General features: G+C 74.0%; 16 protein-coding genes. 8 read left to right on the top strand and 8 right to left on the bottom strand.

Features of this window, described 5'->3' with window-relative positions:
- Window positions 1–149: 149 nt before the first annotated feature.
- Together NHH00_RS14970 and NHH00_RS14965 are read left to right on the top strand one after the other, a co-directional pair.
- Window positions 150–1,028 (top strand): HAD-IIA family hydrolase, encoded by an 879-nt coding sequence (locus NHH00_RS14970; RefSeq protein ID WP_253053491.1) that lies wholly within the window; start codon window positions 150–152, stop codon window positions 1,026–1,028.
- On the top strand, window positions 1,025–2,404 hold the full coding sequence (locus NHH00_RS14965) for an iron-containing alcohol dehydrogenase (RefSeq protein ID WP_253053481.1): 1,380 nt from the start codon (window positions 1,025–1,027) through the stop codon (window positions 2,402–2,404). Before NHH00_RS14970 ends, NHH00_RS14965 begins: the two co-directional genes overlap by 4 nt.
- A 163-nt stretch (window positions 2,405–2,567) precedes the next feature.
- On the opposite strand, the gene NHH00_RS14960 is transcribed toward NHH00_RS14965, so the two are convergent.
- Window positions 2,568–3,983: a dihydrolipoamide acetyltransferase family protein gene (locus tag NHH00_RS14960; RefSeq protein ID WP_253053479.1), complete on the bottom strand. Its 1,416-nt coding sequence runs from the start codon at window positions 3,981–3,983 to the stop codon at window positions 2,568–2,570.
- A 20-nt stretch (window positions 3,984–4,003) separates the two neighbouring features.
- Window positions 4,004–6,175, bottom strand: a complete 2,172-nt coding sequence (locus tag NHH00_RS14955) for an alpha-ketoacid dehydrogenase subunit alpha/beta (RefSeq protein ID WP_253053477.1) — start codon at window positions 6,173–6,175, stop codon at window positions 4,004–4,006.
- 318 nt (window positions 6,176–6,493) lie between these two features.
- Between NHH00_RS14955 and NHH00_RS14950 the strand changes: the two genes are divergently transcribed.
- Window positions 6,494–7,228, top strand: coding sequence for a GntR family transcriptional regulator (locus tag NHH00_RS14950; protein WP_253053475.1), 735 nt, complete (start codon window positions 6,494–6,496; stop codon window positions 7,226–7,228).
- A gap of 65 nt (window positions 7,229–7,293) precedes the next feature.
- Here NHH00_RS14950 and NHH00_RS14945 read toward each other — a convergent pair whose 3' ends face one another.
- From NHH00_RS14945 to NHH00_RS14935, 3 genes are all read right to left on the bottom strand, one after another.
- A complete protein-coding gene (locus NHH00_RS14945) occupies window positions 7,294–8,052 on the bottom strand; it encodes an HAD-IA family hydrolase (RefSeq protein WP_253053473.1) in 759 nt (252 codons plus the stop codon).
- Window positions 8,049–8,921: a class II fructose-bisphosphate aldolase gene (locus NHH00_RS14940; protein WP_115942919.1), complete on the bottom strand. Its 873-nt coding sequence runs from the start codon at window positions 8,919–8,921 to the stop codon at window positions 8,049–8,051. The genes NHH00_RS14945 and NHH00_RS14940 overlap by 4 nt, the downstream gene beginning before the upstream one ends.
- Window positions 8,922–9,055: 134 nt before the next feature.
- Window positions 9,056–9,829, bottom strand: a complete 774-nt coding sequence (locus NHH00_RS14935) for a triose-phosphate isomerase family protein (RefSeq protein ID WP_253053471.1) — start codon at window positions 9,827–9,829, stop codon at window positions 9,056–9,058.
- A 201-nt stretch (window positions 9,830–10,030) separates the two neighbouring features.
- Here NHH00_RS14935 and NHH00_RS14930 point away from each other — a divergent pair, with 201 nt between their 5' ends.
- Window positions 10,031–11,707, top strand: coding sequence for a glycerol-3-phosphate dehydrogenase/oxidase (locus NHH00_RS14930; protein WP_253053469.1), 1,677 nt, complete (start codon window positions 10,031–10,033; stop codon window positions 11,705–11,707).
- 62 nt (window positions 11,708–11,769) lie between these two features.
- On the opposite strand, the gene NHH00_RS14925 is transcribed toward NHH00_RS14930, so the two are convergent.
- Window positions 11,770–13,275 carry an FGGY family carbohydrate kinase gene (locus NHH00_RS14925; protein WP_253053467.1) on the bottom strand — a complete coding sequence of 502 codons (1,506 nt, stop codon included), beginning with the start codon at window positions 13,273–13,275 and terminating at the stop codon, window positions 11,770–11,772.
- Between the two features lie 246 nt (window positions 13,276–13,521).
- Between NHH00_RS14925 and NHH00_RS14920 the strand changes: the two genes are divergently transcribed.
- The 3 genes from NHH00_RS14920 to NHH00_RS14910 all read left to right on the top strand — a co-directional run bounded on the left by NHH00_RS14920 (window position 13,522) and on the right by NHH00_RS14910 (window position 16,656).
- Entirely contained in the window at window positions 13,522–14,454 is a 933-nt protein-coding gene (locus tag NHH00_RS14920) for a hypothetical protein (protein ID WP_253053465.1), read from the top strand.
- A gap of 79 nt (window positions 14,455–14,533) precedes the next feature.
- On the top strand, window positions 14,534–15,385 hold the full coding sequence (locus tag NHH00_RS14915) for an HAD family hydrolase (protein ID WP_253053462.1): 852 nt from the start codon (window positions 14,534–14,536) through the stop codon (window positions 15,383–15,385).
- The gene (locus NHH00_RS14910; protein WP_253053460.1) at window positions 15,382–16,656 is read left to right on the top strand and encodes a RuBisCO large subunit C-terminal-like domain-containing protein; all 1,275 of its coding nucleotides are present in this window, start codon (window positions 15,382–15,384) and stop codon (window positions 16,654–16,656) included. Before NHH00_RS14915 ends, NHH00_RS14910 begins: the two co-directional genes overlap by 4 nt.
- Before the next feature lie 63 nt (window positions 16,657–16,719).
- On the opposite strand, the gene NHH00_RS14905 is transcribed toward NHH00_RS14910, so the two are convergent.
- Window positions 16,720–18,279, bottom strand: coding sequence for an FGGY-family carbohydrate kinase (locus tag NHH00_RS14905; protein ID WP_253053458.1), 1,560 nt, complete (start codon window positions 18,277–18,279; stop codon window positions 16,720–16,722).
- Between the two features lie 114 nt (window positions 18,280–18,393).
- Between NHH00_RS14905 and NHH00_RS14900 the strand changes: the two genes are divergently transcribed.
- On the top strand, window positions 18,394–19,446 hold the full coding sequence (locus NHH00_RS14900; RefSeq protein ID WP_253053456.1) for a zinc-binding dehydrogenase: 1,053 nt from the start codon (window positions 18,394–18,396) through the stop codon (window positions 19,444–19,446).
- 54 nt (window positions 19,447–19,500) lie between these two features.
- On the opposite strand, the gene glgP is transcribed toward NHH00_RS14900, so the two are convergent.
- Window positions 19,501–22,098, bottom strand: coding sequence for an alpha-glucan family phosphorylase (glgP, locus tag NHH00_RS14895; RefSeq protein ID WP_253053453.1), 2,598 nt, complete (start codon window positions 22,096–22,098; stop codon window positions 19,501–19,503).
- Window positions 22,099–22,189 lie beyond the last annotated feature (91 nt).

Here is a 22,189-nt window from a genome sequence, read left to right as displayed (position 1 = left end):
GCACCGCACCCGCGACGGACCCGCGACGACCCCGGCTGCTTGACAGGGGGCATCCCTCGGGCGAAGGTTGTACAGACACGTCTGTACACACCCTACGCGGTATGGAGCGGTGCAGTGCTGCCCGCCCGACCTGCTCGACGAGGAGCACCATGCCTCTGACCTCCACGACACGCGAGGCGCCAGGACGCGCGGCGCACCGGCACTTCGACACCTACCTGTTCGACCTCGACGGCACGATCTACCTCGGCACCGACCTCCTGCCCGGCGCCGCGGAGCTCGTCTCGACCCTCCGCGCGCAGGGCGCGCGCGTGCTCTTCGTGAGCAACAACCCCACGCGCAGCCCGCAGGACTACGCCGACAAGCTCACGCGACTCGGCATCCCCACGGGCCACGAGGACGTCTACACGAGCCTCGTCGCGACCGTGGCGTGGGTGCGCGCGCACGCCCCCGGCGCCACGGTCTTCCCGATCTCCGAGCAGCCGCTCGTCGACGCGCTCCTCGCCGAGGGCTGCACGATCAGCGACGACCCCGAGAAGATCGACCTCGTCGTCGCGTCGTACGACCGCTCGTTCGACTACCGCAAGCTCCAGGTCGCGTTCGACACGCTGTTCGTCCACGGCCGCGCGCGCTTCGTCGCGACGAACCCCGACCGGTTCTGCCCGTTCCCGGGCGGCCGCGGCGAGCCCGACTGCGCGTCGGTCGTCGCCGCGATCACCGCCGCGACCGGCGTCGCGTGCGAGGCGGTCTTCGGCAAGCCCGACCCGGCGTTCCTGGAGATCATCGCGGCCGAGACCGGGCTGGACCCCGCGACGACCGTCATGGTGGGCGACCGCCTCAGCACGGACGTCGCGTTCGCCCACGCGACGGGCATGACGTCCGCGCTCGTCCTGACCGGCGAGACCGACCGTGCGACCGCGCTGCGCACGCCCGCGGCGCAGGCACCGACGCTCCTGCTCGAGCGCGTCGACGACCTGCTCCAGCCCGCGGGCCACCTGTGGGACGTGGCCCGGCGGGAGGTGCGGGCATGACGACGACGCCGAGCGAGGCCACCGCGCTGCCGGCCGCCTTCCGCGCGCTCCCCCTGCAGGACGTCGTCTCCGCGCCCGGCGCGCTCGACGCGCTGCCCGACGTCCTGCGCCGGCTCGACGCGCGCCGCGTCACGGTGCTCCACGACGGCGCGCGGATCGTGCACGACGGGAGGGACGTGGTCGCGACCGTGCTCCGGCTCGCGTCGTCCCCGCGGGCCGGGACGACGTTCGTCGACGACACCCTTGTCCGCCGCACGGCGCACGGCGTCGTGCTCGACGAGGACACCGTCGACGCCGCGACGATCGGCTGCCAGGGCTACGACGTCGTCGTCGCGACGGGCGGCGGCACGGTCACCGACCTCGCGAAGGCGGTCGTCGCCGCGACCGGGGCGCGCCTCGTGGTCGTCCAGTGCGCGGCGTCCGTCAACGGCTACTCCGACGCGCTGTCCGTGCTCGTGCGCAACGGCGCCAAGCGGACCGCCCCGACGGCCTGGCCCGCCGCGCTGCTCGTCGACCACGACGTGCTCGCCGCCGCGCCCCCGCACCTCACGCGCTCCGGCGTCGGCGACGCGGCCGCGACCTGGACCGCGCCCGCCGACTGGTACCTGGCCGGCGCGTTCGGCATGGACGCCGGGTACGACCCCGAGGTGTTCCGGCCCGTGCAGGAGGCGGTCGCCCGGCTGCGCGCCCACCCGGCCGGGTCCGCCGAGGCGCTCTCCGCGCTCGTCGACGCGCTCACCGTGGGTGGCCTGTCGATCGGGATCTGCGGCACGACCGCGCCCCTCTCGGGCTCCGAGCACCTCATGAGCCACCTCCTCGACATGGCGGCCATGGCGCGCGACGAGCCGCACGACCTCCACGGCGCTCAGGTCGGCGTCGCGACGGTCGTCGCGGCGAGCCTGTGGCAGCTGGCGCTCGACCGGCTCGACCGCGCCGCGCTGGAGACCGCGGTGCTCTCCCCGCCCACCGACCTGCGCGGGCGCGTCGCGGCCACGTGGGCCGTCGTCGACCCGAGCGGACGCGTGGGCGCCGAGTGCTGGACCGCCGTCGAGCGCAAGCTCGCGCTCTGGGCCGAGCGGCAGGACGCGGCGCGGGCCGCCGTCGACGCCTGGGACGAGCACCGCGCGACCCTGCGCGGGCTCACGGCCGACCCGGCCGTCCCGGCGGACGTGCTGCGGGCCTGGGGCGCGCCGACGCGGTTCTCCGAGCTCACGCCCACCGTGGGCGAGGACGAGGTGCGCTGGGTCCTGCGCTCGCTGCCCCTGATGCGGGACCGCTTCACGCTCCCCGACCTGCTCCTGCTCGCCGGCCTGTGGGACGACGCCCTGCTCGACGAGGTGCTGGCGCTCGCCGCACGCCACGGCGGCGGCCTCTGAGAGTCCCCTCCCCCACGGCAAAGGGCCGCACCCGGCGGGTGCGGCCCTTCGTCGTCCTGCGGCGACCGGGTGCGCGGCCCCCGGCGCGCGTCGTGCGACGCCGCGGGAGACGACGACGGCCCGCACCCCGGTCGGGGTGCGGGCCGTCGCGGCACGGTCGCCGTCAGACGAGCGCCTGCAACGGGTTCTCCACGATCTCCGTGAGACGGGCGAGAAAGCGGGCCGCCACCACGCCGTCGACCGGGCGGTGGTCGACCGACAGCGTCAGGTGCACGACCGTCGCGACCTGGACCTCGCCGTCCACGACGACCGGCTCCGCGACCGCCGCCCCCACCGCGAGGATGCCCACCTGCGGAGGGTTGATGATCGCGTCGAACTCCCGGACGCCGTACATGCCGAGGTTCGTCACGGTCAGCGCACCGCCCTCGAGCTCGTCCTGCTGCAGACGGCCCTCACCGGCGCGCGCGACGAGGTCCTTGACGGCCGTCGAGAGCGCACCGAGCGAGAGCGAGTCCGCCCCGCGCACCACCGGCGTCACGAGCCCGCGCTCGGAGGCCACCGCCACCGAGACGTCGGCGCGCTCGAAGCGCAGCACGGCGTCGGGCGTCCACACGACGTTCATCTCGGGCACGTCGACGAGGGCGCGCGCCGCCGCCCGGACGAAGAAGTCGTTGACCGAGACGCGCACGGGCGACGAGGCGTTGACGGTCGCGCGCAGCGCGAGCAACTCGTCGACCCGGACCCGCGCGCGCAGGTAGAAGTGCGGCGCCTCCTGCTTGCTCGCCTGCAGCCGCGAGGCCACGAGACGACGCAGCTTCGAGTGCGGGACCTCCTCGTACGGCCCGTACGCCGACGTCCGCACGGCGGGTGCGCCCGTCGCCGCGGTCGCCGCCACGGGCGGCTCGGCGGGGGCGCTCGCGGCCCGGGTCGCGCACGTCGTCGCAGGTCGCGGCGCCTCGGGCGCCTCCGCCGGGGCCGCGGTCGCCGCCGCCGGCGACTGCGCGGCGGCGATCGCGCGCAGGACGTCGTCGCGCACGATGCGACCGCCGGGGCCGGTGCCGTCGAGCTGGTCGAGCCCGAGCCCCGCGTCGCGCGCCATCCGGCGCGCCAGCGGGCTCGCGAAGATCCGCCCGCCGTTCGCGCCCGGCCCGGCCGGTGCGGCCGGGGCGTCGGCCGCGGGCGCCGCCGGCGCGGGCTCCGCCGGGGCGGGTGCGACCGGAGCAGGCTCCTGCGCAGCCGGGGCAGCGGGCGGCGCCGGCTCCGGCGCGGGCTCCGCCGCGTCGGACGCCGGGCCGAGGCCGAGCTCCGCGAGGAGCGCGTCGCCGGCGGCCGGGTCCTCGTCCGGCGCGAGGAGCACCGCGATGGGGTCGCCCACGGGGACGAGCGTCCCCGCCTCGACGACGAGGGCGTGCACGACGCCGTCCTGGTCGCACTCGATGTCGACGACCGCCTTCTCGGTCTCGACGGTCGCCACGACGTCGCCCGCGGCGATCTTCTGCCCGGCCTCCACGGACCAGCCCTCGAGCGCCGCCTCGTCGGAGTCGGCGGACACGCCGGGCAGTCTCAGGTAGGTTGCCATCTCTCGTCCTCCAGGTCGGGTCAGAGCGCGCGCAGCGCAGCGGCGACGTCGGCGGTGCTCGCGAGCGCCGCCTGCTCCAGCACCTTGGAGATGCTGGGCGACGACTCGGAGCCGTGCACGCGGGTCACCGGGGCGTCGAGCCAGTCGAAGTACCTCCGCTGGATCTCGTCCGCGAGCCACCCGCCGTACGACGTGCCGGCCGAGCCCTGCTCGACGACGAGCACCTTGTTGGTCTTGCGGATCGACTCGCCGAGCGTGTCCCAGTCGACGCTCGCGCGGTCGAGCCAGCGCAGGTCCACGACCTCCGCGTCGACGCCCGCCTCGTCCGCGGCGTCGACGCAGCGCTGGACCATCGACAGGTAGGAGACGACGGTCGCGGCGCTGCCGGACCGGCGGATCGCGGCCTTGCCGACGGGCAGGCAGAAGTCGAGGTCCTTCGGCGCGTCCATGACGGCCTTGTACAGGTCGGCGTCGTGCTCGAGCACCGCGACGGGGTCCTTGAGCCGCATCGCCGCGTTGACCAGCCCGACGTAGTCGAGCGGGGTGGACGGGGCGACGATGCGCCACCCGACGGAGGTCGCGAGGATGCCCGCGGGGTCCATCGAGTGCTGCGAGCCGTAGCCGGTGCCCGTGCCGATCTTGATGCGCAGCAGCAGCGGCATGTCGTGGTCGCCGCCGAACATGTGCCGTGCCTTGCCGATCTGGTTGAAGAGCTGGTCGGCGGCGACCCAGATGAAGTCCGCGTACATGAGCTCGACGACCGGGTAGTAGCGCCCGTCGAGCGCGAGGCCGCCCCCCAGGCCGCTGAACGCGGCCTCGGCGATGGGCGTGCCGAGCGTGCGGTCGGGGAAGTCCGTCCCGAGCCCCTTGGTCGCGCCGCGCGACCCGCCGTTGAGCTTGTGGACGTCCTCGCCCATGACGACGACCCGCTCGTCCGCCGACATGCGGCGGTGCATCACGTCGGCGACGACGTCGACGAACTTGCGCTGCTCGAGCTCCTCGGAACCGAAGTCCGCGACGTCGCGGACGTCCGCGCCGTCGAGCCCGGACAGGTCGCCGCGGATGCCGACGTCGATGAAGTCGGTGTCGGGCCACAGCGCGGGACGGATCTGCTGCTGGCCAGGCTTGCCGCCGGGCACCGGCTCGAGCAGCGAGGCGGAGATCTCCTTCATCGCGGCCTTGGCCCGCGCGCGCACCTGCGCGCACTCGTCCGTGGTGAGGAGCCCGCGCTCCACGACGCGTGCCTCGACGGTCCGGATCGGCTCACGGTCGCGCCACGCCTGCTCCTCCTCCTTGGCGCGGTAGCCGAACGCGCTGCCGGGGAACGGCCCGTTCTGGTGGAAGTAGCGGTACGTGTCCGCCTCGACGATCGTCGGGCCGCCGCCCGCGCGCATGTGCTCGACGGCCTGCTGCATGGCGAGGTAGACGGCGAGCGTGTCCTGCCCGTCGACGCGCCAGCTCTTGATGCCGAAGCCGAGCCCGCGCGCGGACAGGCGCGGGTCGCCCGTCGCCTCCTCGACCGTCGTCGAGACGGCGTACTGGTTGTTCTCGATGAAGAAGCAGACCGGCAGGTCCCAGGCGGCGGCGAGGTTGAAGCTCTCCAGCACCGAGCCGATGTTCACCGCACCGTCCCCGAAGTAGGTGACGGCGACGTTGTCGGTGCCGGAGTGCTTGTCCGCCCAGGCGAAGCCGGTCGCGAAGGGGACGGCGCCGCCCACGATCGCGTTCGTGCCCATGGCCCCGGCCTCCTTCCACTGCAGGTGCATCGACCCGCCACGGCCGCGGCAGTAGCCGTCGGCGAGGCCCGCGATCTCGGACAGGGACCGGTAGAGGACGGTGCGCACGTCGTCGCCGAGCTCGGCGCGCGCGTCGAAGCCGTCCGGCTGGACGTAGCCGAGCGCCTTGGCGAGGAACTGGTGGTGGCCGCGGTGGGAGCCGTTGATCTGGTCCGCCGCGACGAGAGGCAGGACCGAGCCCACGGCGCCGCCCTCCTGGCCGATCGAGGAGTGGGCCGGACCGTTGATGAGCTTCTGCCCGGCGAGCTCGAGGACCTCCTCCTCGAACGCGCGCACGAGGTGGAGCTGGACGAGCATGGTCTCGAGGAGCCGCGGGTCGGCGGCCTTCCAGTCCGCGGTCGTGGTGCTGAGCTCGACCCATGTGGCGGCCGGCTTGAGTGCCTTGGTCTTCGGCATAGGATCGCCTTCCTCGGGCGTGTCGTCCGTCGCGTGACGGGGTGCTGTCCGGCCGAGCCGGCACGAACGGCCCGGACGAGGCGACCCGTGGGCACCGGTGCCCACGCCGTCTCCTCGTCGAGGTCGCTCGTCGCGGGCGTCACCGCCGGCTCGGAGCATGTCGCTGCGCCCGACCATACAGCTACATACATGTATAGTCCAGCCTGGACGTGAATACGGGGGACCTGGCATGACATGTCCGGTTCCGCTAGCGTGGATCGTCTACGGCGCGCCTGACGACGGACGCGACCTTTCGGACCTCGACCCCGACGGAACACGATGCCCCAGACACTCGACCGCGACGGTTCGACACCGCTGTACATCCAACTCGCGAACATCCTGCGCGAGAAGATCGAGGGCGGCGAGTGGGCGGTGAACCACAAGATCCCGTCCGAGAACGAGCTCAACCAGACCTACGGGATCAGCCGCATGACGGCGCGCCAGGTCCTCGCGCAGCTCGCGAACGAAGGACTCATCTTCCGCGTCCAGGGCAAGGGCACGTTCGTGGCCCCGCGCAAGATCAGCACGCGCTCCCCCGCGTACAAGGGCATCCGCGAGCAGCTCGAGCAGATGGGGTACGCCACCTCGACGCAGCTGCTCGGCATGGAGCTCGGCACGCCGCCGAGCAACGTCGCGCGCACGCTCGGGCTGCCGTCGGGAGCCCATGCCTACACCGTGCGCCGCCTGCGCCTCGTCGAGGACGAGCCGATCAGCCTCCACACGTCCTACATCCCGCAGGCGCTCGCCGAGGACCTCGACCGCCACGACCCCGCCGAGCGTCAGCTGTGCGCGATCCTCGAGGACGCGTACGGCCTGCGCATGGACCACGTCGTCGAGACGCTCGAGACGACGACCCCCTCGGCCGCCGACGCGCGCGTCCTGGGCGTCGGCCGCACCGCGCCGCTCCTGCTGCTCACGCAGCAGATCTCCACCGCGACGGGCACGCCCTTCGAGCACTCGCGCATCCTCTTCCGGGGCGACAAGATCCGCCTCGAGTTCCACTACGACCTCTGACCGGCGCGCACCGCACGGGGCCCGGGGACCGACGGTCCCCGGGCCCCGCCGCGTCGGGTGCGTCGTCAGCGCAGGAGCGCCTCCAGCGCGGCCACGTCGACGAGCTTGTCGCTCAGCACGTCCGGACCGGCCAGCACCGTCGCCGGCAGGTCCGGCTCGCCGAGGTGGTCGACCACGAGCGAGGCGTCCGGGAACTCGTCCTCGGTCGTGAACGTGCTCACGGTCACGAGGTGCCGCAGCCCGGCGCGGCTCGCGGCCGTCGCGCCCGCGGCGGAGTCCTCGACCACGACGACCTCCTCGGGCGACCGGCCGAGCCGGTCGATCGCGAGCAGGTAGATGTCCGGGGCGGGCTTCTTGGCAGGCACGACGTCCCCCGCGAACACCCCGGCGACGCGCGCGTAGTCCTCCTCGCCGACGACGGACCGCAGGACGGCCTCGACGCTGCGCTGCGCGGACGTCGACGCCACGGCGACCTGCCACCCGGCGTCGAGCGCCTCGTGCACGAGTCGGCGCACGCCGGGGCGCCCCGGCAGCGCGCCCTGCTCGACGAGCTCGACGTAGATCTCGCTCTTGCGCAGGTGCGCCGCTCGCACGGCCTCGTCGAGGTCGCCGCCGCGCGCGAGGTCGACCTCGGGGTGCTCGGCCAGGTACGCCTTGAGGCGCTCCTTGCCGCCGCCGACGCGCAGGAGCGCGGCGTACTCCGTCGCCGACCACTCGATCGGGTGCCCGAGCTCCGCGAACGCCCGGTTGAACGCGACGAGGTGGCCGTCGCGCTCGGTGTCCGCGAGGACGCCGTCGCAGTCCAGGACCAGTGCGCGCGTCATGCGGCCGCCCCCGCCGCGTCCCGGGACGACCCGAAGACCTCGATGTGCGTCGCGATCTCGTCGCGGACGGCGACCAGCACGGCGTCGAACATCTTCACGGGCTCCCACCGGCCGGTGCGCTCGCACTCGTCGAGGTGCTGCTTTGCGGTCCGCATGTAGGCGAGCTTCAGGGCGGTGGAGATGTTGATCTTGGACACGCCGGCCGCGATGAACGCCCGGAAGTCCTCGTCGCGCAGACCCGTGCCGCCGTGCAGCACGACGGGCAGGTCGCTCAGCGCGCGCAGGCTCTCCACGCGGTCGACCCGCAGCACGGGATCGGCCGTGTAGAGGCCGTGCGCGGTGCCGAGGGCGGGAGCGAGCAGGTCCGTGCCGGTGTCGCGCGCGACCTCGACGAGCTGTTCGACGCTGTAGGAGTGCAGGGCCTCGTCGGACCCGACGCCGTCCTCGACCCCCACGATGTTCTCGATCTCCGACTCGACGGCGGCCCCCGCGGCGTGCGCCTCGCGCACGACCTCGGCGGTCTCGCGCCACGCGACGTCGAGGGGTCGGTCGGACGCGTCGAAGAGGACGGACGACCACCCTTCGGCGAGCACCTCGGTGATGACGGCCCGGTCGGGGCAGTGGTCGAGGTGCAGGGCGACCGGGACGGTCGCCTCCTCGGCCGCGGAGTGCACGAGGCGCGACAGGTGCCGGGCGCCGATGCTCCTCACCGTCTTGACGGACGTCTGCAGGATCACGGGCGACCGCGCGCCCTCGGCGGCCGCGATGACGGCTCGCGCGGAGAGGTCGTCCGCGATGTTGACCGCGGGTACGGCATATCCGCGACGCTGCGCCTCGTCGACGAGGGCCAGGGTCGGGGCGATGGGCATGGATGTCCTCCTCGTGGTGCGACGACGGGGCCTCCGTTGGCCGACCGCCGTCGGTCGTCCGTGCGCGGCCGCTCACCGGCCACGCACCCGATAACTAGATCGTACTTGTCCAGACTCCTCTATACAAGCATTCCCTAGACGACCGCACCCACGGCGGCGCGGACCTCGGCCACCGTCGCGAGGAACGCGTCCGGGTCCAGGCCTCCGCGACCGAGGAACACGCCGTCCGGCACGTCGCGCGGGTCCCCGCCGGCGCCGGCTCGCGCGATCGCGGCGAACGTCCCCGGCCCGGCCGACCCGCCGTAGAGCACGCGCGAGCGCGCGACTCGCTCGTCGACGAGCGTGCGGAGCACGCCCACCGTCCGCAGCACGTGGTCCGCCGGCGCCGGCTCGGCCGCGCCGATGGCCCACGTGGGCTCGTACGCGACGACGACCTCCGCGTCGTCGGGCAGGCCGCCGAACGCCGCGTCCAGCTGGGCGCGCAGGACCGGCTCGGGCTCCGCGCTCCGCTCCGGCTCGCCCACGACGAGGATCGGGACGAGGCCGTGCCCGACGGCGGCCCGGACCTTGCGACCGAAGAGCTCGGGCGTCTCGCCGACGTGCCGCACGCGCTCCGGGTGTCCGACCATGACGTACCGCACGCCGAGCTCGGCGAGCAGCTCCGCGCTCACCTCGCCGGTGTAGGGGCCCCTGGGGTGCGGGGAGACGTCCTGCACCCCCACGTCGGCGCCGGTCCCGGCGAGCCCTTCGGAGAGCACCGTGACGAGCGGGTGGGGGACGCACGCGTAGACCCCGTCACCGGCCCCGCGCGCCGCCAGCCCGCTCGCGACGCGCTCGGCCCAGGACCGCGTCTCCGCGAGCCCGAGATAGCCCTTGGTGCTGCACCCGACGAGCGTCCTGGGAAGCATGGTTCCCCTCTCCGCGCCGCCGGCCCGACGACGCTGTCCGTGTCCGTCCGGACATTGTGGCCGCAACCGCCATACGTGTGCAACCATGTACACACAAGTTGGTGGTCGCGCGGACGACGACCTGCACCCGGCCCGGCGCGCACAGGAGCGCAGCCGCCGAGGCGTCGAGACGCACCGCCGCGTGAGGAGGACGGCACACGAATGGGTGGTACACCGCGAGCCGACGCACCACGGCTCGACAGCAAGACCTACGACATGGTGATCGTCGGCGCCGGGATCAACGGCGCCGCGATCGCGCGCGACGCCGCGCTCCGCGGGCTCGACGTCGCGCTCGTCGAGCGCGGCGACTACGGCGGCGAGACGTCGTCGTGGAACAGCCGCCTGATCCACGGCGGCCTGCGCTACCTCGAGCACGGCGAGCTCCGCCTCGTCCACGAGTCGCTGCACGACCGCGAGCACCTGTGGCACGTCGCACCGCACCTCGTCACCCCGCTCCCCTTCGTGGTGCCGCTCTACCGGCACAACCACGTCCCGGGGTGGATGCTCCGCGTCGGCATGGTGCTCTACGACGGCCTGTCGCTGCGCAAGTCGGTGCCGCGCCACCGCGCCATGACGCGCGACGCGACCCATCTCGAGCTCCCGGGCCTCGGGCTCGACGGGCTCGACGGCGCGGTGCGGTACTACGACGGTCAGGTGGTCTACCCCGAGCGGCTCGTGCTCGAGACCGTCCTCGACGCGTGCCGGCACGGCGCCGACGTGCTCAACCACGCCGAGGTCACCGAGATCCTCGTCGAGGACGGCGCGGCCCGCGGCGTCCGTGTGCACGACGCCGAGAGCGGCGAGGAGCTCGTCGTGCGGGGCCGGTGCGTCGTCAACGCCGCGGGCCCCTGGGTCGACCACCTCGCCCACGGCCTGCCCCTGCCCCGGCAGATCGGCGGGACGAAGGGCACGCACCTCGTCGTCGACCCCTTCCCCGGGGCCCCGGACGCGGCGATCTACTTCGAGGCGCGCAGCGACAACCGGGCGATCCTCGTCATCCCGTGGAACGGCCGCTACCTCATCGGGACGACCGACGACCGCTACGACGGCGACCCCGGTGCCGCGCGCGGGACCCGGGAGGAGGTCGACTACCTGCTGGCGGAGACGAACGCCCTCGTGCCGTCCGCCGGGCTGACGGTCGACGACGTGCTCCTCACCTACTCCGGCGTCCGGCCGCTCCCCCACCGCCCCGGCGCGAAGCCCGGCGCGATCCCGCGCAGCCACCTCGTCGAGACCCACGTCGAGGTGCCGCGGCTCGTGTCCGTCGTCGGCGGAAAGCTCACCCCGCACCTGAGCCTCGGTCGCGAGGTCGTCGACAAGGTCGCCCGCCTCCTCAGCCTCGACGTCCTCGCCTCCACCGCGGCCGACACCCCGCTCCCCGGCGCCCCGAGCACGGGGTCGTGGGAGGACGAGCGCGGGCGCGTGCTCGCGGACCTGCCGTTCCCGGCCGAGGTCGCCGAGCGCCTCGTCCGCGTCTACGGCGCCGTGGCCCGCGAGATCGGCGAGAGCGCACGGCGCGACCCGCGGCTCGTGCAGGTCCTGGGCGAGGGCCGGGGCGCGGTGACGCTCGCAGAGCTCGCGCACGTCGTCGAGCGCGAGCACGCGACGACGCTGACGGACGTCCTGCAGCGCCGCACGATGGTCGGCATCGAGCCCGGGCTCGGCCTGGACGTCGCCGAGGACGTCGCCGACGTGCTCGGCGACATGCTCGGGTGGGACGCCGAGCGTCGGGACGCGGAGGTCGCGGCCCACCGCACCTACGTCCGACGTCTGCTCGGCGGCACCGCGGCCGACGACGACGCCGACGAGACCCCGGCCTCCGCGGCGCACGCCGCGTGAGCGCAGCACGACGGGGCGGCACCCACCGGGTGCCGCCCCGTCGTCGTGACCGGTGCGTCGCGTCAGGCCGCGGCGCCCGGCACCTTGCGCGCCCAGCCCTTGGTCAGCTCGCGCGCCTCGCGCCACCCGGCGTACAGCGTGTCCGCCTGGTCACGGCTCATCGCCGGCTCGAACACGCGGTCCTGCTGCCAGCGGCTCGACACCTCGTCGAGCGAGCCGTAGACGCCCGTCGCGATGCCGGCCATGAGCATGGCCCCGTAGATCGTCGCCTCCTGCACGCGCGGCCGGATCACCGGGATGCCCGTGATGTCCGCGGTCATCTGGCACAGCAGGTTGTTCTTCACCGCCCCGCCGTCGACGCGGATCTCCGGGATGGTGATGTCGGACTGGTCGAGCGCGGCCTGCACGAGGTCGCGCGTCTGGTAGACCATCGACTCCACGCCCGCGCGGATGATGTGCAGGCGGTTCGTCGCGTTGGAGATGCCGACGATCGCGGCGCGTGCGTAGGAGTCCCAGTCGGGCGCCCCGAGGCCGGTGAACGCCGGGACGAGGTAGACGCCCTCCGTGCTCGCGACCTGACCCGCGTACCACTCGCTGTCCGGCGCGGCGTGGATGAGCTTCATGTCGTCGCGCAGCCACTGCATGGTCTTGCCCATGGCGTACACGACGCCCTCGATCTCGTACGCGATGTCGCCGCCCACGCCCCACGCCGCGGTCGTCGTGAGACCAGGCACGTACGCCGTCGAGCTGCCGGCGTTGATGTTGAGGACGCCCGCGGTGCCGTACGTCATCTTCGCCTGGCCGGGCTTGAACGCGGCCTGGCCGAAGAGCCCGGCCTGCTGGTCGCCCATGTTCGCCGCGATCGGGACCGGGGCCCCGAACGACGGCGCCGCGTCGCCGACGACGGTGTCGGACGGGACGATGCGCGGCAGCATGACGCGCGGGATGCCGTAGATCGAGAGCAGCTCGTCGTCCCAGTCGAGCGTCTCGAGGTTCATCATCATGGTCTCGGCGCCGTTGGAGTAGTCCGTGACGAACGCCTCCCGGCCCGTGAGGTTCCAGACGAGCCACGTGTCGATCGTGCCCGCGAGCAGCTCGCCCTTCTCGGCACGCTCCTGCGCCCCGGGGACCGCGTCGAGGATCCAGCGGATCTTCGACGCGGAGTAGAAGGCGTCCGGCGTGCGGCCGGTCTTGCTGCGGATGGTCTCGCCGTGCCCCTCCGCGACCCACTGCTCGACGATGTCGACCGAGTGGCGCGAGGCCCACACGATCGCGTTGTAGATGGGCCGCCCGGTGTCCTTCTCCCAGACGAGGGCCGTCTGCCGCTGGTTGGTCAGGCCGATCGCGCTGAGGTCAGCGGGCTGGATGCCCGCCTGGCGCATCGCGGCGCGCATCGTCTCGTACTGGGTCGTGACGATCTCCTGCGGGTCGTGCTCGATCCAGCCGGACCGGGGGTAGTGCTGCGTGAGCTCGGCCTGGCCGAGTCCGAGGACCGTTCCCTCCTCGTCGATCACGAACGTCCGGGCGCTCGTGGTTCCCTCGTCGATTCCGAGGATGTACTTCGTCATGTGCCACACCTCATTGTTGACAGTTCCGAGTGCTGACGCGGGGGTCGTCCCCGTCCGGCCTGGCTCCGAGGCGTCGGTGCCCCGGGGGCCGGAGATACGTGCCCGACGTCCGCACGCTAGTAGCCAGTACACGTCTAGTCAACTAGTTGTCCGAACCTGTATGTGGTCGTACTATCGACACGACCGCGGGGTGGCCGGCGACGGTGCCGGCTCCAGACAACGACGTGCGCTTCGCGAAAGGTACTCATGGACATCGATCTCTTCTCCCTCCTGCTCTCGCTCGGCGGAGGGTTCGTGGGCGCGGCCCTCGGCGCGCTCCTCGCATTCGTCTTCACCGGCCTGGCCGTGGTGCTCGGCGTCGTGGCCCTCGCCGCGGGTGGTGGCTCGGGCATGCTCGACACCGTCGCGTTCGGGCCGTTCTTCGGCCCGCACGTCGCGTTCGCCGGCGGTGTCGCCGCCGCGGGCTACGCGGCACGGCGCGGCGGCTTCGACGGCAAGGACATCGTCACACCTCTCGCGAGCATCCGACGCCCCGACGTGCTGCTCGTCGGCGCGCTGTTCGGCGCGCTGGGCTACGTGGTGCAGGTCGCGGTCGCCGCGACGCCGTGGTTCGGGAGCCACACGGACACCGTGGCCGTCACGGTGTTCCTCTCGGGCGTCGCCGCCCGGCTCGTGTTCGGCCGCACCGGCCTGCTCGGGGCGGTGCCGCGCACGCCGCAGGGCTGGAAGCGCTTCGCGCCCACGCCCGAGAACCAGTGGATCCCGGGCCAGCAGCGCTTCCGCGACAACACGGTGCTCGGCGCGTTCGCCGGCCTGTTCGCGGCCGGCACGACCGTGCTCCTCGCCGAGAGCTTCCCCGACCTCCAGGGCAGCGCCCACGTGTTCGCGTTCGGCGTCTCCGCGTTCTCGCTCGCGTTCCTCGCGGTCGGGATGCCGGTCCCCGTGACGCACCACATCACGGTCGTCGGCGGTCTCGCCGCCGCCACGTTCCTTCCCGTCGTGGGCAGCACGTTCGCGGCCGTGCTCGTCGGCGCCGCGTTCGCGGTCGTCGCCGCGTGGGGCGCGGAGCTGTTCGCGCGCCTCCTGCACATCCACGGCGACACCCACATCGACCCCCCGGCCGCGACGATCTGGCCCACGAGCCTGCTCGTCCTCGGCCTGGGCAGCGCCCTCGTCTGAGCGCACCCGGCGCGGGCGGGCCCGGTGGTGCCACCACCGGGCCCGCCCGCGCGTCATGACACCCGACCTCAGGAGAAGCATGTCGTCCTCGACCGTCACCCTCCCCTCGCTCGCCGACGTCGGCGCCCTCGCCCTCGACGTCGACGGGACGCTCGCCGGCGCCGACCACGCCGTCTCGCCGCGCACCGCGGCCGCGGTCGCCCGCGTCCGCGACGCCGGCGTCCCCGTCCTGCTCGTCACCGGGAGGTCACGGGCCAACACCCTCGCTCTCGCGGGCTCGATCGGTCTCGACCTGCCCGTGGTCTGCTGCAACGGGGCCGTCGTGGTCGACCCGCGCACGGACGAGGACCTGCGCGTCGAGACCCTGGCCCCGGAGGAGATCCGGACGATGGCCGAGCTCGCGGACGAGCTCGGCCTCACCTGCACGTGGTGGACGTCGCGCGACATCTTCATCTCCGAGCCGGGCTTCGGTCGCGACCTCCTCATGGCGCTCAACGAGCAGGACGTGCGCGTCGCCGACCTCCGGGACACCGACCCGCGGGCGATCGTCAAGATCATGGTCGTCGGCCGCGGGGACCGTCTGGACGAGGTCGCCCCCACGGTCTCGCGCGTCCCCCGGATCGCCCGCGCGATGGACGAGTTCTTCGAGCTCTCGCCCGAGCGGGGCGCGAAGTGGGAGGGCCTGTCCTTCGTGCTGGACCGCCTCGGCGTGACCGCGGACCGCACGCTCGGGTTCGGCGACGGCGGCAACGACGTACCGTGGCTGTCCCGCATCGGCTACGGGTTCGCGATGGGCAACGCGCGCCCCGAGGTCAAGGCCGTCACGCTCGCGAGCATCGGCAACCACGCCGAGGACGGGCTGGCCGCCTTCCTCGAGCACGCCCTCGACCACCTGGGCCTCGGCGCCCCCCGGACCGGAGACCTCGTATGACGACCGCTTCCCTCTTCCGCCTCCCCGAGGACGTCCGCGGCGACGACTACGTGCTCGCGACGTACCACCTGCGCCTGCCCGCAGGCACGGACGTCATGGCCAAGGCCACGACGTTCGCCGTCGGGCAGACGACCGGCACCTGGGTCGAGGTGCCGGGCCTGACGCCCGAGCTGCGCGCGCGGCACGAGGGACGCGTCGTGCGCGTCCTCGAGGCACCGCCCGTCGAGGTCGGGGGCGACGACGACGAGGTGCACGACTTCCTCGTCCAGATCGCCGTCCCGACGGTCAACGTGGGGCCGCAGCTCCCGATGCTGCTCACGACGCTGCTCGGCAACGACGCGTCGACGTCCGTGCAGGCGAAGCTCGTCGACCTCGAGCTCCCGGACGCCTACGCGCGCGATCTCGGCGGTCCCCGGTTCGGGGTCGCCGGCGTGCGCGAGCTCGTCGGGGTCACGGACCGGCCGCTCGTGCTCAACATGATCAAGCCGTGCACCGGGCTGAGCCCGCAGGAGGGCGCGCGGATCTTCAAGGAGACCGCGCTCGGGGGCGTGGACCTCGTGAAGGACGACGAGCTGCTCGGCGACACGTCGTTCTCGCCCGTCGTCGAGCGCGTGCGCGAGTTCGGTCGCGCCGCGCGCGAGGTGCTCGAGGAGACGGGCAAGGACGTGGTCTACGTCCCGAACGTCACCGACCGGCCGGACCGCATGCTCGACACCGCGCGCCGGGCGGTCGACGCAGGGGCCCGCGCGCTCATGATCACCTACGCGACCGTCGGGTACGGCGGCCTGCAGGCGCTGCGCGACGCGGTGGACGTCCCCCTGCTCGGCCACTTCGCCGGCACCGGCCCGTACTTCGAGGGGCCCGCGTCCGGGATGAGCGCCCCGATCGCGGCCGGCATGCTCCCGCGTCTCGCGGGGGCCGACCTCGTGCTCACGACGACCCCGTACGGGGGGTACCCGGTCCGCCGCCTGCCGTACCTGCGCACGCTGCAGCAGCTCGCGCTGCCGCGCCCGCACGTCGCCCCCGCGCTGCCCGTGATCGGCGGCGGGGTGCACCCCGGCGTGGTCGCGCGGTACGTGCGGGACGCGGGCACCGACGTGGTCCTCGGCGCGGGAGGCGCGGTCCAGGGGCACCCGCAGGGGCCCGCCGCGGGCGTGCGCGCCATGCGCCAGGCGATCGACGCCGCGGTCGCCGGCCGCGACGTGCGCGACGCGGCGCGCGAGCACCCCGAGCTCGCCGCGGCGCTGGAGCGCTTCGGCGTGCTGGACTGACGCGTCGACGCACGACGAGAGGGGCGGGTGGTCGTCGCCACCCGCCCCTCTCTCGCGTGCGGGTCAGGCGGCGAGCATCGCCTCGGTGCGCCGGCCCGCCGCGTGCAGGAGGTCCCACGTGGCGGCGACGTGCTCGCGGATCTGACGGTAGACGCCGAAGTACTCGTCGTACACGCGCGTCGCGTGCGCCGACGGCTCGTACGAGCGCTCCACGTCGACCGTCTCCGCGACGGCCTCGTCGAGCGTCGACCACGCCCCCACGCCGACCCCGGCGACGAGCGCGGCGCCCTTCGCGCCGAACTCGCTGCCCGCCGGGACGACGACGCGGCGGCCGAGGACGTCGGCGAACACCTGGCTCCACACGGGGCTCGACGCGCCGCCGCCCGCGAGGCGCACCGTGCCCACCTCGGTGGGGATGGAGTCTAGGCAGTCGCGGATCCCGTAGGCGACGCCCTCGTACACCGCGCGCAGCATGTGGTCGCGCGAGTGCCCGGCGGTGAGCCCGCTGAACGACCCGCGCGCGCTGGGCTTGACGAAGGGCGCGCGCTCGCCGCCGGGCGCGGTGTACCCGTGGAAGACGACGCCGCCCGCGCCCGGCGGGACGCTCGCGACGGTCGCGTCGAGGTGCTCGAAGAGCGACACCGCGCGGGCGCGCGCGTCCTCGTGGAACCCGTGGCCGAGCTCGCGAAGGAACCAGTCGACGTTCGGCGTGCACGAGTTCATGCCCATCGCGCGGACCCACGTGTCCGGGCCGTGCGGGATGACCCACCCGACGTCGGCCGGTGCGAAGCCGGCCGAGAGGTCGTCGGTCGCGACGGTGACGATCCCCGCGGTGCCGATGACCGCCATGCAGTCCCCCGGGGCGATGACGCCCACGCCGAGGGACGACGCGGCGATGTCGACCTGTCCCTTGACGACGGGCGTCCCGGCCCGCAGGCCTGTGCGCGCGGCGGCCTCGGGGGTCACGGTGCCGCACACGTCGGTCGGCGCGAGGAGGCGCGGCAGCACGTGGCGCGCCGCTCCGAGACCCCACGCGTCGAGGACCTCGTCCGACCACGTGCGCGAGCGCACGTCGATGCCCGCGAGGCTCGCGTCCGACGGGTCGCCCGAGAGCTCGCCCGTGAGGCGGTACTCGACCCAGTCCTTGCACCACAGCGCGGTGACCCCCTCGCGCAGCGACTCCGGCTCGTTCTCCAGGCGCCAGCGCAGGAGGGCGCTCGTCGTCCCCGCGTACGGCCCGGTGCCCGAGACGGGGAACTGCCGGCTCACCGTGCCGTCGGCGTACCACCCGTCGATGAGCTCGCCCGCGCGGCCGTCGGTCCACAGGTAGGCGGGGCCGACCGGCCTGCCGTCGGGCCCGACGAGCCAGCTGCCGTCGCCCTGGCCCGTGGCACCGACCGCGAGGATCTCCTCCGGGGCGACGCCCGACGCGGCGACCGCCTCCTGGATCGCCTCGTGCGCGGCGGTCCAGACCTGCTCCATGTCCTCCTCGGCCAGGTGCGGGGCCGGGTTGGTGACCGGGACGCCGCGCCCGGCGCGGGTCAGCTCCGTCCCGTCGAGGTCGAAGACGGCCGCCTTGACGACCGACGTGCCGGCGTCGATGCCGACGAGGTACCTGCTCATGCGTCGTGCTCCTCTTCGTCGAGGTGAGGCGCGCGTGCTGCGCGCGTACTGCCCTAGACATACACGGTCTGGCATACTCCTGTCTATACATGCAAGGAGAGGCAAGGAGGCCTTGTGCGCGCCCTCGTGAAGCACTCGCCCGGTCCCGGCAACGTCGCGCTGCTCGACGTCCCCGCCCCGGTCCCCCGCGACGACCAGGTGCTCGTCGATGTCGCCGCGTGCGCGATCTGCGGCACCGACCGCTCCGCCGTCGAGTCCGGCCAGGGCTTCGACGGCCGCCGCGTCCTCGGCCACGAGATCGCCGGCGTCGTGCGGTGGGTCGGCCCGGCGGCCGACCGCCGCGACCTGCGGCCCGGGGACCGCGTGTGCGTCGAGACCGACGCCTCGCTGTGCCTGCGGTGCGCCTACTGCCGCACCGAGCAGTACAACCGCTGCCCCCACCGCACCGGCATCGGCACCACCACCGACGGCGGCCTCGCCGACCAGCTCGCCGTCCCGGGGCGCGCCGTGCACCGCCTGCCCGACGACGTCACGCTCCTGGAGGGCGCGCTCGTCGAGCCGCTCGCCGTCGCCGTGCACGCCGTCGTCGAGCGCAGCCCGGCGCTCGCCGGCGAGGTGGTCGTCGTCACCGGGCCCGGCGCCGTGGGGCTCCTCGTCGCCCAGGTCGCCGTCGCGTGCGGCGCGACCGTCGTGCTCGTCGGGCGCTCGCGGCACGCCGTGCGCCTCGCGACCGCCCGCGCCCTCGGCGTGCAGCACGTCGTGGACGCCGACGCCGAGGACGTCGGCGAGGTCGTCGGCCGCCTCACCGACGGGTACGGCGCCCACTCGCTGTTCGAGTGCTCGGGCTCGACCGCCGTCCTCGCCGACGGTCTCACGCACCTGCGCAAGGGCGGGCGGGCCGTGCTCGTCGCCTTCTACCACGAGCACCCGTCGACGGACCTCGACCTCGTCGTCAACCGCGAGCTCGAGGTCGTCGGCTCGCGCGGCAAGCGGCCGTCGTCGTTCCGCACCGCGATCCGGCTCCTCGGGTCCGGCCACGTGCGGCTCGGCCCCGTCATCGGCGCCGTCGTCCCGCTCGACCGCTGGGAGGAGGCCGTCGAGCGCATGACGCGCGGAGAGAAGGTCGTCGTGCAGGTGGCCGCCGACCTCGACGCCCCCGCAGCATGACGGAGCCCGCGCGCGCCGGGGCGGCGCGCGCGGGCTCTCCCCCGCCGGTGCGGGTCAGGCGTTGGCGACGAGGCCGAGCTCGGCGACGCTGGGGAGGCCGGTGTGCGTCGGGACGACGCGGACCGTGTAGCCGAACGGGCCGGACGCGTCGAGCACGACGTCGCCGGCGAACGCGTAGCGGCCGGCCTCGTACGTCTCGGCGAGCGCGAGCGGCTCGGCCGTGAACTCCTCGATGACGTCGGCCTCGCTGACGCGGCCGTGCACGACCTGCACCTGCACGTCCTCGGGGCGCAGGTCGCCGAGCGACACGTACGCGCGCACGGTGAGCCGGTCCCCGACCTGCGGCACCTCGCCGATGCCGGAGGAGTCGACGTGGTCGACGCGCACGCGCGACCACCCGGACCGCACGGACTCCTTCCAGTGCGCGAGCTCGCGCGCGGGGGCGAGGCCGTCGGCCGCGAGCGCTCGCCCCGCCGCCGCAGCGGGCGCGTACAGCCGCGTCACGTACTCGCCGACCATGCGCGTCGCCTGGACCTTCGGGCCGAGCGTCGCGAGCGTGTGCCGCACCATCTCGAGCCACCGGCCGGGCACGCCGGACGTGTCGCGGTCGTAGAAGCGCGGCGCGACCTGCTGCTCGACGAGGTCGTACAGGGCTGCGGCCTCGAGGTCGTCCCGGCGGTCGGGGTCCTCGACGCCGTCGGCGGTGGGGATGGCCCAGCCGTTCTCGCCGTCGAACCACTCGTCCCACCACCCGTCGAGGATGGACAGGTTGAGGCCGCCGTTGAGCGCCGACTTCATACCCGACGTCCCGGATGCCTCGAGCGGGCGCAGCGGGTTGTTGAGCCAGACGTCGCAGCCCGGGTAGAGGGACTGCGCCATGGCGATGTCGTAGTTGGGCAGGAAGACGATGCGGTGGCGCACCTCGGGGTCGTCGGTGAAGCGCACGAGCTGCTGGATGAGCCGCTTGCCCTGGTCGTCGGCGGGGTGCGACTTGCCCGCGACGACGAGCTGCACGGGGCGCTCGGGGTGCAGCAGCAGCGCCTTGAGGCGCTCCGGGTCGCGGAGCATGAGCGTGAGCCGCTTGTACGTGGGCACGCGCCGCGCGAAGCCGATGGTGAGCACGTCGGGCGACAGGACGTCGTCGACCCAGCCCAGCTCGGCCGGGGTCGCACCACGCTCGCGCCACGACTTGCGCACGCGGCGGCGGGCCTCGTCGACCAGGCGGCCGCGCATCTCGCGGCGGACCGCCCACAGCTCGCCGTCGCTCACGCCGCCGTCCCCGTCGCCGCGCAGCCAGCCCGACGACGCGGCGTCGGCCGTGAGCTCGTCGAGCCCGAGCCGGTCGGCCTCGAGGGCCGCGAACGCCGGGTCCACCCACGTGGGCGAGTGCACGCCGTTCGTCACGGACGTGATGGGGACCTCGCGCGCGTCGAAGCCCGGCCACAGGCCCTCGAACATGCCGCGCGACACCTCGCCGTGCAGGAGGGAGACGCCGTTCGCCCGCCCGCCGAGGCGCAGGCCCATGACGGCCATGTTGAACACGGTCGGGTCGCCGCCGTCGTAGTCCTCCGCGCCGAGCGCGAGGACGCGCTCCACGGGCAGCCCGTCGACGGCCATGTCGCCGCCGAAGTACTGCGTGACGAGGTCGCGCCCGAACCGGTCGATGCCGGCCGGGACGGGCGTGTGCGTCGTGAAGACCGTCGCGGCGCGCACGGCCTCCAGGGCCTCGTCGAACGTGAGGCCCTGCTCGACGAGCTCGCGGATGCGCTCGACGCCGAGGAACCCGGCGTGCCCCTCGTTGGTGTGGTAGACCTCCGGGGCCGGCGCACCGGTGAGGCGCGACCACAGGCGCAGCGCGCGCACGCCGCCCACGCCGAGCAGCAGCTCCTGCTGGAGGCGGTGCTCGCCGCCGCCGCCGTAGAGGCGGTCGGTGACCTTGCGCGCGGCCTCGTCGTTGCCGGGCACGTTGGAGTCGAGGAGCAGCAAGGGCACGCGGCCCACGGCAGCGACCCACACGTGCGCGTGCAGCGTCCGACCGCCCGGGAGGGCGAGCGACACCCGCGCGGGCGTGCCGTCGTCGTCGCGCAGGAGGGTCAGCGGCAGGCCGTCCGGGTCGAGCAGCGGGTAGGTCTCGACCTGCCAGCCGTCGCGCGTGAGGGACTGCTTGAAGTACCCGGCGCCGTACAGGAGCCCGACGCCGACGATCGGCACGCCGAGGTCGCTCGCGCTCTTGAGGTGGTCGCCCGCGAGGATGCCGAGGCCGCCGGAGTACTGCGGCAGCACCGACGTGATGCCGAACTCGGGCGAGAAGTAGGCGATCGCGGCCGGGAGCGAGCCGTCCTCGTCGGAGGCGGCCCGCTGCTGGTACCACAGCGCGTCGTCGAGGTAGTGGCGCAGGTCGGCCGCCGCCGCGCGCACGCGCTCGACGAACGCGCCGTCCGCGGCGAGCTCCGCGAGCCGTTCCGGGCCGAGCGCGCCCAGCAGCGCGACGGGGTCGCCGTGCACGGACGCCCACGCCTCGGGGTCGATACCGGCGAACAGGTCGCGCGTCGGGGCGTGCCAGGACCAGCGCAGGTTGTGGGCCAGCTCGTCCAGGTCGCGCAGCTCGGCGGGCAGCAGGGTGCGGACGGTGAACCGTCGGATCGCTCTCACGGGGACGAGACTACGCAGGCCGAGGCCGGTGCACACCCTCGCGGTGTCACACGCACGTCACGCTTGCGTGAACTCTCACCCCGGCGCCACG

The organism is Cellulosimicrobium cellulans, from assembly GCF_024124905.1.
In the GTDB taxonomy this organism is placed as follows: domain Bacteria; phylum Actinomycetota; class Actinomycetes; order Actinomycetales; family Cellulomonadaceae; genus Cellulosimicrobium; species Cellulosimicrobium cellulans_G.
The sequence above is the reverse complement of the archived record's forward strand: the minus strand, read 5'-3'. Positions and strand labels throughout refer to the sequence as shown.